The 14,886-nt window shown below is 37.2% G+C and carries 13 protein-coding genes and 1 tRNA gene; 5 read left to right on the top strand and 9 right to left on the bottom strand.

The features are described from left to right. Positions 1-353: 353 nt before the first annotated feature. Entirely contained in the window at positions 354-581 is a 228-nt protein-coding gene (locus tag DB41_RS13025) for a DUF4277 domain-containing protein (protein WP_368730550.1), read from the bottom strand. A gap of 394 nt (positions 582-975) precedes the next feature. Here DB41_RS13025 and DB41_RS07875 point away from each other — a divergent pair, with 394 nt between their 5' ends. Next, positions 976-1,248: a hypothetical protein gene (locus DB41_RS07875; protein WP_039386144.1), complete on the top strand. Its 273-nt coding sequence runs from the start codon at positions 976-978 to the stop codon at positions 1,246-1,248. A gap of 147 nt (positions 1,249-1,395) precedes the next feature. After that, entirely contained in the window at positions 1,396-1,467 is a 72-nt protein-coding gene (locus tag DB41_RS12630; RefSeq protein ID WP_304412804.1) for a hypothetical protein, read from the top strand. 715 nt (positions 1,468-2,182) lie between these two features. Here DB41_RS12630 and DB41_RS07870 read toward each other — a convergent pair. From DB41_RS07870 to DB41_RS07845, 6 genes are all read right to left on the bottom strand, one after another. Then, positions 2,183-3,043: a hypothetical protein gene (locus tag DB41_RS07870; RefSeq protein ID WP_052244021.1), complete on the bottom strand. Its 861-nt coding sequence runs from the start codon at positions 3,041-3,043 to the stop codon at positions 2,183-2,185. A 93-nt stretch (positions 3,044-3,136) separates the two neighbouring features. Continuing rightward, the gene (gene rho / locus DB41_RS07865) at positions 3,137-4,504 is read right to left on the bottom strand and encodes a transcription termination factor Rho (protein ID WP_039386142.1); all 1,368 of its coding nucleotides are present in this window, start codon (positions 4,502-4,504) and stop codon (positions 3,137-3,139) included. Between the two features lie 21 nt (positions 4,505-4,525). Then, the gene (gene coaE, locus DB41_RS07860; protein WP_039386141.1) at positions 4,526-5,131 is read right to left on the bottom strand and encodes a dephospho-CoA kinase; all 606 of its coding nucleotides are present in this window, start codon (positions 5,129-5,131) and stop codon (positions 4,526-4,528) included. After that, entirely contained in the window at positions 5,125-7,809 is a 2,685-nt protein-coding gene (gene polA / locus DB41_RS07855; protein WP_238578468.1) for a DNA polymerase I, read from the bottom strand. Before polA ends, coaE begins: the two co-directional genes overlap by 7 nt. Positions 7,810-7,970: 161 nt before the next feature. Continuing rightward, positions 7,971-9,002, bottom strand: coding sequence for a S49 family peptidase (locus tag DB41_RS07850; protein ID WP_039386139.1), 1,032 nt, complete (start codon positions 9,000-9,002; stop codon positions 7,971-7,973). Positions 9,003-9,035: 33 nt separating this feature from the next. Beyond that, complete coding sequence (locus DB41_RS07845; protein WP_039386138.1) at positions 9,036-9,728, bottom strand: CADD family putative folate metabolism protein; 693 nt, start codon at positions 9,726-9,728, stop codon at positions 9,036-9,038. A 100-nt stretch (positions 9,729-9,828) separates the two neighbouring features. Between DB41_RS07845 and DB41_RS07840 the strand changes: the two genes are divergently transcribed. The 3 genes from DB41_RS07840 to DB41_RS07830 all read left to right on the top strand — a co-directional run bounded on the left by DB41_RS07840 (position 9,829) and on the right by DB41_RS07830 (position 12,714). After that, entirely contained in the window at positions 9,829-10,998 is a 1,170-nt protein-coding gene (locus DB41_RS07840; protein WP_039386137.1) for an SAM-dependent methyltransferase, read from the top strand. A 93-nt stretch (positions 10,999-11,091) separates the two neighbouring features. After that, a complete protein-coding gene (locus DB41_RS07835) occupies positions 11,092-12,444 on the top strand; it encodes an alpha/beta hydrolase (protein WP_039386135.1) in 1,353 nt (450 codons plus the stop codon). A 187-nt stretch (positions 12,445-12,631) separates the two neighbouring features. Next, a tRNA-Leu gene (locus tag DB41_RS07830) sits at positions 12,632-12,714 on the top strand. A gap of 439 nt (positions 12,715-13,153) precedes the next feature. On the opposite strand, the gene DB41_RS07825 is transcribed toward DB41_RS07830, so the two are convergent. Together DB41_RS07825 and DB41_RS07820 are read right to left on the bottom strand one after the other, a co-directional pair. Beyond that, on the bottom strand, positions 13,154-14,008 hold the full coding sequence (locus tag DB41_RS07825; RefSeq protein WP_039386134.1) for a nucleotidyl transferase AbiEii/AbiGii toxin family protein: 855 nt from the start codon (positions 14,006-14,008) through the stop codon (positions 13,154-13,156). Then, a complete protein-coding gene (locus DB41_RS07820) occupies positions 14,005-14,592 on the bottom strand; it encodes a type IV toxin-antitoxin system AbiEi family antitoxin domain-containing protein (RefSeq protein ID WP_039386133.1) in 588 nt (195 codons plus the stop codon). The genes DB41_RS07825 and DB41_RS07820 overlap by 4 nt, the downstream gene beginning before the upstream one ends. Positions 14,593-14,886: the final 294 nt, after the last annotated feature.

The raw sequence follows: 14,886 nt of genomic DNA, 5'->3' as shown, positions 1-14,886 counted from the left end.
GCCTTCTCTGTAGGATTCGCGTAGCAAAATCGTTTCATAAACTTTACCAGCAGCTGATTTGAATTTTGATCTTACTATATGCATACCTACATAAATACACTAGTAATGCTATTTATGTAAATCTTAAAAACACATTTCAATAAATTTTTGGTGACTACAAATTTTTATAAAAAATCTGTAAGACTCTAATAATAAAACAATTAACTGCTTTAACTTTATAAAAAAAATGAAACTTCCGCTGGAGGAAAACTTGTCGCCCTTAAATGTAGGCTTTTACCTGGAGGCCAAGCACTTTAATCGTATGCAAAGCTACCCTAGTAAAAAGCCTAGCCACTCCCATTCCAAATATCTTATCAAGTGTTCTCCTTAAAAATATTCTTGCCCATCTGGCTAGGGAGCAGGAGCGTATCTAATAAATGGCTCATCGGGTTGTTTTCAAAATATTCAGAATACAGGTGAAGAGTGCGGCTTACAAAGTTCACTTCATTAAAGATTGTGCATTTAACAGCTTGTCCATAGGCTAAATGCTTATTCTTTGCCTTGTTGCCTACTGGCTGATCAATTAAGCCAACTAACCCTATATACTCATATATTCTCAGCTACCCCTCTTGAATGGTCAACGTTTTGCATATCTATTTGCCTATTTCTTAATCTCATTATTTAGCTTATAGAAAATATTTGCTCGATAGGCTTTTAGAATCCTAAATTTTTTTTGTGCTGAGGAATGTAAAAGGTCACCTGCACTCAGTTTATTACCTCTCCTCAGGTAAAGTAACAACATACAAGGAGATGAGAAGAGGAAAGTAGAGCGATAAATGGCGAACATAACCCCATTTAGTAAAAGACAAGGCGGCCATCTATTGATCTCATTCGCATGTATGAGGGGTCTCTATTCTTCGGGAATTTCCTGGGTAGATGGCATTTACAAGAACCCTGGAGAAAGGATAAAATAAGGATGTAACCAAGGAGGTGTATATGGGTACTAATTCTCCTATTCCTCATGATAAAGTCAAAATGACTATAGAGTGTACCCCTGATGAAAGGGCTTACATCAAAATATTAGCCGCTAAGGCTCATTTGAATCTTAGTGAATTAGTGCTTTCTTATCTTAGAAAGGATTTTCCTTGTACCCCCAACAAGGAAACCCTTGCAGCTATGAAAGAACTTGATGAGGGGGGCGGAATGATTTATAAGTCCATGGACGATTTTTGGGAAAATATGGGAGTTAAACCCACTGCTAGATCTTAAGCCTTATACTCGATTTAAAAAAGACTTAAAAAAAAATATCAGTATAGGCAAGCATTAATCGACGAGTTGGATAAAACTGTTGCTCGACTTTGAGGGGGGAAAAAATTACCTGAAAAATATTGCGATCATGCTCTTTCCGGAGACTATATTCGCTATCGCGAGTGTCATCTTAAACCTGACGTTTTGCTGATTTATAAAACGGATTATAAATGTCTGTAGTTGACTAGGCTAGGCTCTCATTCAGAACTTTTCTGCTAATAATGGCGAGGCTGGTGGCCTTTGTTTTAAATGCGCTGTCTATCCCTTTCATTGTATTTAAAAGTAAAAAGCATGATGTTCGGCTATTCAAAAAATCTCCCCCCCTTAAAATTAAGCCGTAAGCAAAAGTGTTAACAGATCTTAAGGCTATCAAGGATTAAAAAAGCCACGTATCCAAGCACAAAGGCTTAAGAAAAAGGTTAAGAAAACCCTCTAGCGATAGAGAGGAAAAAGCTAATTAAATTTTCTTAAGCAAAAGAGTTACCAATGAAAATGTAATTGGCTCTCTCAAACGATCCAACATCATAGTCGATCGATAGAGAAATAGAGGTAAAAGATTTGCGCTTTGCTTCAGGTGATAAGATGAGGCAGGGCGAGTAAAACATTAGAAAGAATTGAGAATTACCACGATCGTTGGACTTCTAAATTTCCGATGCAGGTAGAAAGCCTAGAATAGCAGCTAAACATTCAGCCTATTTTTATTGAAAGGCTACTTAAAAAGAGAGGATAGAATTTGAGGTGATAAGCAAATATTATCCTCTCTCATGAAGGGGCTGTAATAAACCTAAATATCTTATTGATCAGGCAAAAACTATTAAAATATTTCGCGTTGTTTAGATTGTTTCTTAACGATCAAAAACGCCATGTATATTTTCAAAGAGCGCGTCTGCTGCTGTTACCCGGCTGGTTTAATTCTTTCTTGGCCATTTTTAAAGTACTTAGGATTGATCATCTGGCCTGTTACAGCATTCCAATGGGTGATAGTAAGAGAACCATCGGGATTTTCCACGTGGATGGCATAAACAGGTAGATATACTTCAGTTATACGACGAATGCTGAAATCATGGCCAAAAGCGCATTTAGCAACCCTTTCAATTTGAGAAGGAGTATACTTTTCAGAAACACGTTGAGAATAGTTGTAAGGCTTAGAAACCAACATTCTATTAAACTTTGTTTGGGGAGTCACAAGGATTTTAGGGTTTTCAAAATGTAATTGCAATAGATTACCTTTACGGGTGATTAGCTGCTTTTGGATAGCACTTTCAATCCATGGGTTTACCACATCAGCTTCTAGTTGCAGATCTGCTAGCAAATCTTCTTTCGTGCGAATGCCATTAAATTTGGCTAAAGCGTTAAGTATTTTAAATTCTTCACGTGTGGCCTGTGCATTAATAGCATCTTCAAAACCATGGGTCCTTTCCCATGTTTCAGTGTTTAGAACCATTTCTCCATCTGTTAAACTCCATAAAATTACCCCTTCGCGTGTTTTTTTATCAGCTGTAAATTTAACTTCCATCAGCAAGTAAGGATGATATTTATACTGGGGTTCCTTATATTGATAGCTAGTATCTCCTAGAAGCTCGCGAGAATGAGCGTCCATAATTTGCTGGGGAGTATAGCGCGCTTCTAGTGTTTGAAATTCACCATTTTCTACATAACGAGTTACTATATTTTTTACATCTCCCTTATTAGACCAGAGCCACCATCCTCCGCCTAGAAGGATTAAAGAAATGACGAGAAGTTGAATTTTGCGCATGTTGCATCCTATTTTCTGTATGTGTTCGGCTTAAAAAATAAAGACATTTTTGCTTACTTAAATTAATCAAATAAAAAAAGTGGCTTAAATAACTTATTCTTTCATAGATAATAAAAATTCCACATTGCTATTAGTTTTTTTCAGGCGGCCTACAACTAGATTCATCGCATCGTTAGGCGCTAGATCAGCTACAGCTTGCCGTAGTAAATAGACCTTTTCTAGCTCGTTAGGATGGTAGAGAAGCTCTTCTTTACGGGTTCCACTCTTAATAATATCAATCGCTGGATAAATACGCCGCTCAGCTAAACGTCGATCAAGCACTAGCTCCATATTACCTGTACCTTTGAATTCTTCAAAAATAACTTCATCCATACGGGACCCTGTATCAATTAATGCAGTAGCAATAATTGTCAGCGAACCTCCCTGCTCGATGTTCCTTGCGGCACCAAAGAAACGTTTGGGCTTATGTAAAGCATTAGCATCTACACCGCCTGTCAAAATTTTCCCAGAATGGGGTTCTATCGTATTGTAGGCACGGGCCAACCTTGTGATAGAGTCTAGCAGAACAACGACATCATTGCCATGCTCGACTAATCTCCTTGCTTTTTCGATGACCATTTCTGCTACTTGTACGTGTCTTTCAGGGGGTTCATCAAAAGTTGAGGAAACGACTTCTCCTTTAACAATTCTCTGCATGTCTGTAACTTCCTCAGGTCTTTCTCCGATCATGAGGACGATAACAATGACTTCCGGATTGTTAATAGCTATAGCATTAGCAATATTTTGAAGGATAATCGTCTTACCTGTACGAGGGGGGGCTACAATTAGTCCACGCTGGCCTTTACCGATAGGAGCTGCAAGATCCAAAACACGCGTGGATAGCTTGTCTTTTGTTGTTTCCATGACCATACGTTTGCTTGGATACAGAGCTGTTAAATTCTCAAAAAGAATTCGCTCACGGGCTTTTTCTGGAGTTTTTCCATTAATTTTATCCACTTTGAGGAGAGCAAAGTATTTTTCTTTATCTTTAGGAGGCCGAATAGTCCCAGAAAGGGTGTCACCTTTTTTTAGATCAAAACGTCTAATCTGCGCTGGGGAAACGTAGATATCTTCTGCGGAAGGTAAATAGTTATAGTTGGGGGAGCGTAGAAAGCCAAATCCGTCAGGCAAAATTTCTAATACGCCTTCGCCATACAGAATCTCGGCAGGATTTTCTGAAAGCGCCTTGACGATTTCAAAAACCATTTGAGATTTAGTAAGAGATCCTAGGTGTTTAAGGCCAATTTTTTTACTAAACGCGTTTAATTGGTCGATATCCATGCGTTGAATTTCAGCGATTTTAATTGTTTCGCCAGGGGGAACAATAGCTGTCGTGTTGATAGATGGGTGCTGTTGTTGATTCTCTTCGCCCTCTTCAAAGGTAGAGTAGGGCGTCTCTAAATGAGTGTTTTCTGGATCCATTTAAGAATCAGACTCCTAAATTTAATGGGTTAAAATGTTCATTAACTTTTTTGTTTCAATTTCTAAATCGTATAGGTTGCTATCGTTGACAATAACATAATCAGCCCTATGAGCTTTTTCATCGATAGACAACTGCCTTGCTGAGCGCCTTTCATATTCTTCAATACTTTTTCCTGTAGCTTTTTGAAAACGCTTTTTACTTTTGTCTGAATCAGCTACGACACTAATCACTGTATCATAAAAATTTTCTAGCCTTGCTTCAAAAAGCAAGGGAATTTCAGCTACAAATAATTTCTTTCTGATTTTTTGTTGATTAGCTAAATCATAGTGTTTCTTAATTTCATCTTGAACTGCAGGATGTAGGATACTTTCAAGAGATTTAAGCAATAAGGGTTGTTTGAATACCTTTTGTGAAATTTTAGAACGATCGATTTGATTATTTATGACTATATCGCTGCCAATTAGTAGAATAACGCGCTGACCGAGATTCGTGGTAGGGGAAAGCAGTCGGTGTACAATATCGTCTGCACTTACTACGTAAGCGCCAAACCTCTTAAAGAAATGACAGACTGATGTCTTGCCACACGAAAGACCGCCCGTTACGGCAACTTTAGACAATGCTAACATTCTTTCCAATTTTTGCCAATACTGATATCTACAATCAAAGGAACTTTTAATTTAAAAACATTTTGCATGATTTCACGAACCATGGGTTCTATCGAGAGAATTTCAAAATCAGGAAGCTCAAAAATTAATTCATCATGAATTTGTATAACCATGTAACCTAATTTTCTTTCTTTGTGAAGCCTTTCATTAATTTGTATCATAGCTAGCTTGATCAGATCGGCTGCCGTACCTTGAATAGGGGCATTGACAGCGAGCCGTTCTGCTGCTGCCCGGATTTGCATGTTTTTGCTATTAATTTCTGGAATAAGTCTTTCGCGGCCTGTAAGGGTGACTGCTTTTCCTAGCTTACGTACCGATTCTTTAACGGATTCTAGGTATTCTTTAACCTTGCTATATTGCTTAAAATACATCTCAATAAAAAGCTTAGCATCTTTGACATCAATCCCTAATGTTTGGGAAAGCCCAAAGGGGCCTTGGCCGTAAATGACTCCAAAATTTACCGTTTTAGCTTGATATCTCATCTCTTTTGTCACATGTTCAAGAGGGACATTAAAAATTGCTGCAGCGGTTCTTAAATGAATATCTTGATTACTTTGGAAAGCTTCCAGAAGGGTAGGATCTTCACTTAAATGAGCAAGAAGACGCAGTTCAATTTGCGAATAATCTGCAGCCAAGAAGCTCCACCCTAATTTTTCAGGACGGAATGCTTGCCTTATTTGAATGCCCCACTCGGTGCGCACAGGAATATTTTGTAGGTTAGGATCTTGGCAAGATAGCCTGCCTGTAGCAGCTACAGATTGATTAAAGGTACAATGGATGCGATGGGTTTTAGGGTTAACTTCTAAGGGTAGAGTTTCTACATAGGTGGAGCGCAGCTTTTCTAGCATGCGATATTCCATCAATTTACTAGCAATAGGATATTGATGTTGAAGAAATTCTAAAACTTCGGCACTGGTAGAGTTGCCTGTGGCAGTCTTTTTGGGAGGCTGTATGCCTAGTTTGTTAAAAAGAATATCGCTCATTTGCTTAGGAGAGTTTAAATTAAATTCCTCTCCTGCCATTAAATAAATTTCTTTTTCAAGCACCCTAATTTGGGCAGTAACCTTTATGGAAAAATTCTTTAAAAATTCTTTGTCTAAATAAATTCCTTGCCGTTCCATCTCTAACAAAACTTTAAGAAGAGGTAACTCAACATTATTTAATAAAGAATATAATTTTCTTTCCTGCAGCTGCTTTTTCAATATTTTCTTAAGACGGCATGTGAAATCTACATCTTCACAACAATAGGCCATCACTTGTTCAAGGGGCACTTCATGCATGGTAATGGCTTTTTTGCCTTTTCCAATCAATGAATGGATGGATATTTTCACTTTACCAAAGTATTCTAAAGAAAGGGTATCGAGAGAATGTTGGCGCCTATGCGAGTTAAGCAAGTAAGAGGCCAAGATAGTATCAAAGGTAATGTTGGCCACTTGAATGCCGTAAAGGCTAAGTACATGGAGGTCGTATTTAACATTGTGGCCATAAAAGCCAATAGAAGAATTTTCAAAAAGAGGCTTTAAAGTCTGAACTACTTTTTCAAGGCCCAGCTGACCATTAACAGGCACATACCATGCTTGAGAAGGTTGGTAACATAGGCCTATGCCTATCAGTTCTGCTTTTAAGGCATGTATCGAGGTCGTTTCTGTGTCAAAGCAAATTTCCTTTTGAAGCATGAGTTCACCTACAAGAGCGCTCAAGCTTTCTTCATCATCTACGCACTGATAGGCGACCTGTTCGTCGCTTGCACTTAATCCAAGTGGATTCGAGGAGGGGATCTCTTTTTCTAATTCTTTAAGTAAAGAGTTAAAGTTTTTGCTGATATAAAAGCTTTTTAGCTGCTCTTTCTGGCAGGGAATCAAGCGATAGAAGCTTTCTTCGCGAGGAATACTTACATGAGTGTTGATGGTAACAAGTTGCTTGCTAAGAAGGGCTTTTTCAGCTTCTTGAATGAGAGTCTCTTGCTTTTTTTTTCCGGGAATTTCTTCCGGATGGGCCAAGATGTATTCCAACGAGCCAAATTGCTGTAAAAGTGCAGAAGCAGTTTTGGGGCCAAACCCTGAAAGGCCCGGAATATTATCGGAGGCATCCCCTGTTATAGCTAAAAAATCAATAATTTTATGGGGAGGCACTCCATAAACTGCTTCAATTTCTTGGGCTCCCATGATTAGATTATCTTTAAAAGTATTAAGAATGAAGACTTGATCATTTACTAGCTGACACATATCTTTATCGCTTGTGCAAATATACGCCTTGGCTTGTTGCTGTTGAGAGGCCCATACTGCAATACTTCCCATTGTATCATCAGCCTCTACTTCAGGAATATTTAAAATAGGGATGCCTCGCAGCGCGCAGTATTCTCTTGCCCATTGGATTTGATAAAGAAGGTCAGGGGGCATATCGGGTCGATGGGCTTTATAGTCGGCATAGATACTAGTACGTGCATTAATGCTGCGAGGACCATCAAAGACCGCCACTAAATGATAAGGCTGGAAATCAATAATGAGTTTTGAGACCGAACGGATAAAGCCAAATAAGGCATTCGTGGACTCTCCTTGGTGATTCGTAATATTTCGAATAGCAAAATAAGAGCGATAGATATAGCCCGATGCATCAATGATATAAATGTCATTCATCATAAACCTTTTTAAGACCTTTAACTACTATTCTAGATGAGAGGGGTTTTGAATTTAAATGCAAACTTTAAGAGGAGTTCAGGGGATTCTTAACCTCACCTTAATTTTGCATTTAAATTTTACCTAAAGCAAACTGCTACTTAAATTGCTTAGGTATAAGGGCTTTAAGGGCGAAACATATATTGAAATTGACCTAATAACCTAGGATCATAGGCAGGTGAAATTTGCAATTCATGTTTTATGGGACTATTCAAAGCTTTTAATTGCGTTTTAAAAATTTCGCTAATCCAGGTCTCTTTCTGCATTTGAACTACACGATAATTAGGACCTTCAATACTCATTTGCCTAGCAAGTTGAGAAATAGCTTCGTTTAAAGTTACGCCGCTTTCATCGATATAGCCTAATTCCTTAGCTTGTTGAGCAGGAAAAATTTTGGCTCCATACTCCTGAATCAGCTTGGTTTTATCCAACTGAGGACGGTTAGCGGTCATAATATTTACAAATTCGTTATAATAGTAATCGATAAGTTCTCTATAATTGTTTTCCTCACCTGCATGCCATGGCCGTAAAGGATTTAAACCATCTTTACCCTTACCTGCATAAAGAGTTAAGGATTGAATACCTAGCTTTTCCAGAAGTTGCGAAATATTAAGGACGGAAGGGGCTATTACGCCAATGCTACCAATAATGCTCGTATCAGTTGCAAGAACCCTATCTGCAGCTGCTGCAATATACATGCCTCCTGAGGCGCACATGCCATCTACAAATGCATAGATAGGCACATTATATTGATGTTTATAAGCTTTAAGAGTTCGATAAATACCATCCGCATCAGTTACAGTCCCGCCTGGTGTTTGTATGTGCAGTAAGATGCCTTTAACAAGATTGTTCTTAAGGATACCTTCACGTGATTGAATTAACATTTGACTAATATGATGCTGATCTAATTTATCTAAGCCCACAATCCCATTAATATTAATTTTTAAGATGACAGGTTGGTTAGAGAACGCTTCTCTTTTTCCTTCAGCGTTAGCTAAAACTTCAATATTAAAATCCTTTGTAGGTTCAGTAGAGGTAGAGGTATTAAAAGCACTCATGCCAAAAATAATCAATAAAATGGCTAAGCAACCTCCTATTACGGTAAATAAAGCAATTAGAAAAGCACGTAGTGCTGATTGAATGATAGAGTCTTTCATTAAACTTTTCCTGTTAACATTTTTATTTAAATTTTAAATGGATTCACTTGTTGAACAAGCCAGTTGGTAGCGCGTGCATAAACTAGATAAAAAATTCCATAGAACAAGGAGAGTACGTTCGACAGAAGCGGCGATTAAAGCTTCATTACTTTTATTTGCATAGCGTTCCAGTAGCTTCCTTTCCACAGCAGCATGTTCTTTATCAGCTTCTATGTGTACTGAAAAATATTTCCAATGGCTGGGTTCTTGCATGCCGTAATGTTCTTTTAAACCTTTAATTTTTGAAATGCATATAGAAGGTATTTGGCTCTCATAAGCATATAAAGAAGCAATTCCTTCGGCGGTGCTAGAGTTTTTGCAGCTTTCCATAAAAGTATGAATTATTGCTTGCATACTTGGAGAGGGACGATGGGCCTCTATTTCTTCAGTGCTGGCACCTAATTGTTGCGTAAAATTTTTCCATAAATCAGGATGGTTAGGTAAACCTGCTTCTTCTTCAATTAAATTATTAAGAAGATGGCGCCTTGTGTCGGCATCTTCTGTGTGAGAATGAAGAGCAGAAAGGTAACGAGGAAATGCTTTTACATGCTGATAATATTCTTTGGCATATTCTACTAAACACTCTTTAGATAGCTCTCCTCGGCTCCATGCTTGATAGAAAGGATGGTTAAGCAAATGTTTATCTTGAATTTGGCTATCGATTTTATTTAAAAATTCTTGTGTCATGGAAACCCTCTCATTTAACAGAGCAGAGTAATAAAAAAAACAATTTAAGCAAACAAAAGACTTATTTTCAAATTCTAAATTCTTTATTATTTAAGCCATTATGAAGTTAGATAAAATAAATTCTTTGATTCAAGAGCTTTTACAAGAAAATAGCTTTTTACAGGCCATATTAAGTTCCCCACGAGATAGAATTCTTTCTCAGAAAATTACCATTCGCCCTTTTTCTATTAAAAATAATTGGAGACTGCAATTTAGCCATCAGCAAAATCAAAAAGTTATCCATAAAAATTATTCTGTAGAAGAAGGAACTGAAAAAATTCTCGAAGCTTTAAAACATTATAAGCAAGCTCTTTTTTGTACCGTCTCTAAAGATTATCAGATACTTATTAGTAAAAAAGGTGAGGCAACTATCATTCATAAGCCTGCTAGTAAAAAAGCTACTCCTTTACTCAATCACAACCGCTCAAAAAATTATCTTCTTAAGGAAAATGAGCCCATTCCTTTCTTGCAAGAGCTAGGTGTGAGCTCTAATTTGGGAAAAGTTTTACCGGGAAAACGCGATAAATTTTGTCAAATCAATCGTTTTTTGGAAATGGTCCAGGATATTGTTCCTTATTTTGCTAAAGATAAAACTTTGCAAATCGTTGATTTTGGATGTGGCAAAGCTTATCTAACTTTTGCGCTCTATTACTATTTACATTTTCAACTCAAGTACAAGGTGCAAATTACAGGATTAGATTTGAAAGCTGATGTTGTAGCCCAATGCCAGAATTTAGCCAAGAAATTAGGTTTTACTCATCTGCATTTCATACAAGGGGATATCAATGCTTATATGGGAAATGAACCTATAGATTTAATGGTTTCCTTACATGCTTGCGATACAGCTACCGATGCAGCCTTAGAAAAAGCCGTGCGCTGGCAGGCGCAAGTAATTATGGTAGTTCCTTGCTGTCAACATGAGCTATATAAACAGGTGCAATGTGAAAGCTTAGAACCTCTTTTATCCCATGGCATATTAAAAGAGCGTTTTTCTGCTTTAGTGACTGAGGCAGCGCGCGCCAAGCTATTAGAAATTTTAGGCTACAAGACTCAAGTTATCGAATTCATAGACATGGAACACACTCCCAAGAATCTATTGATTCGTGCGATTCGGCAATCAAGCAGCGAAACTCGTCACGCTGAGCTTTTAAAGCAATACTATCAATTTAAAAAAACTTTAGAAATAAAACCTTTTCTGGAAAAGTGTTTTATTCAAGAGTTGATATCTTAATATTAAATTAATATCAATTTATTCTGAATTTAAATAATAACAATTAAAATAACACTTAATTTATTTATATAAAAATAAAATGAGTGCTATTTTATGGTAAGTCTTTTTTCGTGGTCGCAATTTTCAGAAACTTGTCTTAAAGGTGAATTAAAGTCTTCAGTTTTAGATAAGAAAACACTGTCAAAAAGTTTGGATGCCTATTTAAAGACTGAGCTTAAGGTCGAGCTTTCTCCCTCTGCTGCTAAAATTTTAAAAAGATATGCTTTTCATAAAGCTGGAATAAAAAGCGGGCAGCAAAAAAATTTAAGTTCTATAAAGGCTTGTCAGGTGTTTGAAAATTATAATAAACTTTTAGGAAAGATAAGATTCGAATTTGAGTCTTTGGGCTTTGTGAAACCCATTAAGCCTGTTGGTTCTAAAACAATGACTTGGCTTTCCATCTTTTCTTCAAGTATTGCTAACAAACATTGGGAGCCTAAAATAAAAGCTAACATTCAAAAACTATTTGATCAAGCTTACAAAATAAACCTTATTAACAAAGTGGTTTTTAAGAAAGATCCCCATATTGAATTGGAAAAGCTTATTTCCCTAGAATTAGTAGGCAAGCAATTAGCCTATTTTAATCCTAAAGAGGGTGAGCGGTTCCAAATTCCTTTTGAGGGTCGCATGGTAGAGTATGAAGCAAGTGAAATCCGTCTATGGATGGGAATGTACGCATATGGTTTCAAACCTGTAGATGAAAATGAAAAGGCGCCACCTATTTTAGCTTTTTCTGGAACACGTATTGGATTATCGCAAAGAGGTTTTTTAGCCACATTAGCTGCCGACTTTGATCCTCGTGGAGTGGGTTATATTGCTTATGCAAGGGGAAAGAAAAACATCACTCAATGGTTAGAACAGAATAAGAATGCATTGGTAACCGGCCATAGCCTAGGCGGCGCTCTTGCACGCTATACAGCAATAGATAATCCTAGCTTAGTTCATGGGGTTTTCTCTTTCAATGCTCCAGGCATATCGGCAACCTATGGGAAAAAATGGGATGAGCTTAAAACAAGGCTGCCTCACCGCCGTCCGCATATGTATAATTTCCATCATAGTGAAGATAAAGTTCCTACGTTTGGGCAGCGTTATATCGGAAAAAATTATCAAGTCATCTGCTCAGTAGAAAAAACTGTAAAGCAGCGCTTTACTGCACAGTATACTATCCATAATAAAATGTTATTTTGCAGAAAAATTGCTATTCTTTGCAAAGCTAATCCTAAACCAAGCCTATCTTTAAAGATGCAAAGATTTGTTGGCATCATTCCCTTTATCTTTTTTATTTCCTTACTTTTTATTAATCGAGCACTATTTGGCCTTTACGATTCTAGGCCCTATGCTTCGGTTTTTGGACCCTTGCGATGGGTTTGGCGTCAATTAATCACCAGCCAATTAGCTATAGAGTAATTGAATAGTGAGTATTTGCAACCTAAAGGGGCCGCTACTGCAGCATGAAAAAAAAGCTAAGAAGTAAATGAGAGGCTAGCCAGCCTAGGTAGCGATCGAAAGAATAGGATTGCTGTTAGAGGAGTTTTTACCTTTTTTGCTTGCAGTTTTAGGTTAACAAGAATTATGATCATCTTTAATTTTTTTAGCCGATGTGGCGGAATGGTAGACGCGGTAGACTCAAAATCTACTTTAGGCAACTAAGTGCTGGTTCGAGTCCGGTCATCGGCATATCCCCGGAGACATTTTCAGAAATGAAAATGTCTCTGGGGTTTTCTTTTTGTAACTCACTCGTTTTCTGAAGGATAAGCGACAAAGCTGGATTCATTCCTTCGGTTCGATACTTTCCATCTGCAAAAATCAATTTTCCTGGAAATATCAAACCAAGCATTTTCCGTTTCACGTCCAAGGGTGCCATTTGGAAGTAAATATCCATGTGGGTCAAAAGGCTAATTCCGTAGCGGCTATACTTTTCAAAAGCCGTGTCAGTAAGTTTCATATCTTCCATATCGTGCTTTAATTTCTCAATCTGGTCTTGAGTATGACACTTAAGGCGGTTATAGGAGTCTACCTCTAATTCACCAGTTATAAATCTATGTTAATCAAACTTGAGCAGATTGATTTCGTGACTGGTTAGTTGACTCTTCAGTTTAGCAAGCTTTCGGACTTTTTATTTTATGTCTTTGCTAACTAACCATTCATTGATCCTAGAAAGCAAATCATCAAAATTCTTAGGGAGAGTATTCTCATCAATTTTTAAGCCGTTCAAGTAGCTTTGCCAAAATGTCCTAAGTTGCGGTAATTCGGCTATTTTATATGCGATAGGAAGCTTTAAAGCCGTACCTCTATGCTCAAAAACTGATTCTATAATTAATTTTAAATTGTGAAAAGAAGCAGAAAACTCGTTGAGGATTAGTGAATGCACATCATGAAAATCTTTCATGCGACTGTTTAAAAACCCACGATAAACAATGGTTTCTAATTTTTCTGCAAATATGAATTCTTTAGGATAGCAGGAAAGATTCACGCTCGATTCAAATATAGCTCCTTTTGCGCCCTTAAGCAAAGGAATCGAATATTGAATTGGTTCAACAATATCTCCAAAGCCAATATCGATTGAAAGCTTGCGCTTAATTTGCCCAAAGTAAGCCATTGCGCTGATTTCAGCTCCAGAATAACGCATATGAGGATGAGTAAGTTGATCCACCTTAATATTTTGGAAAGTAAAGCCATCATCGAGTTCTATTTTTGAGACTTCTTCAAATATAAGAGAAAGATCATCAACTCTGTTGCTAATTCCATTGGCAAGAAAATCTAAGTCTTTAGTTTCTCGGCCTAGATTAATGTATTTAGACAATAATACGGCGCCTTTTAAAACAAATCGCTCTCTATAATTCGATTTTGCTAAGCGCACAAGAAATCTTTCTAAAATAAGGTTTTGCCAAAGGTCAGCTGGATCCCGACGTGTTTCTTTGGCAATCACTCGCAAACGAGCTTTAAGAGATTTTTCTAGATCAGCAGTCATGTGGTATAAGACAAAATATAAGGGTTGATATTAACGCGCAAAATGTTCGCGTATTCAATTAATTTCTTTGAATCAGGCTTTATATCCGCTAATGTAAAATATTGCCTTAATGCCTTAAGAGCGATTTCTTTACTTAAGTAACGAAAAGCATCTACAATTGTTCGCTCTCTATCAAAAATATGAACTGCGTACTCTCCCATGGTGAGTGTTTCCTTTCCAAGGTCAGTATTACGCATTCTCACAATATGAGCGTTAGGACGTTTTGGTGAACGTCTTTGATTTGGGATGGCGATCCAAGCTTCACGCATGATTTGATCTGTTAGGTCGTAATAACAAAGAGCAGAAATGAGACAGATCACTCCTTCTGGAATACTAGCTGCTGTAAAAGCTAGGTTTTCCAAGTCAAAATCTACTTTTGGTTCATAAGTGGAGGATCGGTAAACACCTGGACAAAGTTTTTCCAAGATACCATTTTTAGTTAAATAGATAACAGACCATCTTGGAATGCCTTGATTTTCCGCTTCTTTAAGAGTAAAAAAAGGCATGTTTAACAATTTTTCTAATTTATCTTCGTATTTTTTCATACTAGCGATTCTACAAAATGCACTCATTCATGTCAATTGAGTACATTTTGGGGAATCTATTCAAAAATAACCCAGAAATACCAATTGACAAATGCTGGGAGTTGCATGTATCAACTTCCTTTAAAATAGAAGAGTCTTCTTGGAAGAGAAATCGTAATGATAGGTTTTTTGGTGATTAATTCAGTTTCCATGACCTATCTGTTCCCTAATGACGTTTTTGGAAATCCTTAAAATTCATCAGCAGAAATAAGTGAGGAATAAGGACCTCTGGTAAAAGTGTAATGGATAGGACTT

The organism is Neochlamydia sp. TUME1 (assembly GCF_000813645.1).
Taxonomy (GTDB): Bacteria; Chlamydiota; Chlamydiia; order Chlamydiales; family Parachlamydiaceae; genus Neochlamydia.
Note: the sequence above shows the minus strand (reverse complement) of the source record. Positions and strands in the feature narration are given on the sequence as shown.

What these genes read in the sequence shown, in the direction of transcription:
- rho (WP_039386142.1), bottom strand. Translation starts at nt 4,504, where the DNA reads ATGGATCCAGAAAACACTCATTTAGAGACGCCCTACTCTACCTTTGAA.
- DB41_RS07850 (WP_039386139.1), bottom strand. Translation starts at nt 9,002, where the DNA reads ATGAAAGACTCTATCATTCAATCAGCACTACGTGCTTTTCTAATTGCT.
- coaE (WP_039386141.1), bottom strand. Translation starts at nt 5,131, where the DNA reads ATGTTAGCATTGTCTAAAGTTGCCGTAACGGGCGGTCTTTCGTGTGGC.
- DB41_RS07875 (WP_039386144.1), top strand. Translation starts at nt 976, where the DNA reads ATGGGTACTAATTCTCCTATTCCTCATGATAAAGTCAAAATGACTATA.
- DB41_RS07870 (WP_052244021.1), bottom strand. Translation starts at nt 3,043, where the DNA reads ATGCGCAAAATTCAACTTCTCGTCATTTCTTTAATCCTTCTAGGCGGA.
- DB41_RS07845 (WP_039386138.1), bottom strand. Translation starts at nt 9,728, where the DNA reads ATGACACAAGAATTTTTAAATAAAATCGATAGCCAAATTCAAGATAAA.
- DB41_RS07835 (WP_039386135.1), top strand. Translation starts at nt 11,092, where the DNA reads ATGGTAAGTCTTTTTTCGTGGTCGCAATTTTCAGAAACTTGTCTTAAA.
- DB41_RS07825 (WP_039386134.1), bottom strand. Translation starts at nt 14,008, where the DNA reads ATGACTGCTGATCTAGAAAAATCTCTTAAAGCTCGTTTGCGAGTGATT.
- DB41_RS07840 (WP_039386137.1), top strand. Translation starts at nt 9,829, where the DNA reads ATGAAGTTAGATAAAATAAATTCTTTGATTCAAGAGCTTTTACAAGAA.
- DB41_RS07820 (WP_039386133.1), bottom strand. Translation starts at nt 14,592, where the DNA reads ATGAAAAAATACGAAGATAAATTAGAAAAATTGTTAAACATGCCTTTT.
- polA (WP_238578468.1), bottom strand. Translation starts at nt 7,809, where the DNA reads ATGATGAATGACATTTATATCATTGATGCATCGGGCTATATCTATCGC.